A 431-nucleotide genomic window follows, 5' to 3' on the forward strand; every position below is an offset into this window, starting at 1 on the left:
ACAGAGCGGACACCACTTCCTGAGAGAAAAACGCCCTGTTTACGCAGCTCATTGCTGGTCCGGTGCTGACCATGTGCAGGGAACGCGACAGCATAATCAACAACAGCCTGTTCAGTTGCGTCGTCGGTACGATTTTTGAGATTGGGAGCGCGTCGGCTGCGGTTAATCAGCGCGTCCACACCGCCTTCATCAGCCAGTTCGCGATAGCGGTAAAATGTATCACGGGAGACACCCATGATTTTACAGGCTTTAGATACGTTGCTGAGTTCTTCAGCCAGATTGAGCAAACCGGTTTTGTGTTTTATGACGGGATTGGTAGTATGAAGCATGAGATTTACCTCGTGTTTTGTATAAGGATTCGACACCTATATCAAAACCGGTAACTCTCAACCTTTCAAGGTCATATGTCAGATCAAGTCGCGACTAATACA

1 pseudogene is annotated in these 431 nt (G+C 48.0%); it reads right to left on the bottom strand.

Annotated features, from left to right (window positions below):
• Window positions 1-92: 92 nt before the first annotated feature.
• A pseudogene (locus A1830_RS21590) lies at window positions 93-329 on the bottom strand (helix-turn-helix domain-containing protein); the annotation flags it as partial.
• Between the last annotated feature and the right edge of the window lie 102 nt (window positions 330-431).

The sequence above is a fragment of the Erwinia sp. ErVv1 genome (genome assembly GCF_900068895.1).
Lineage (GTDB): Bacteria > Pseudomonadota > Gammaproteobacteria > Enterobacterales > Enterobacteriaceae > Erwinia.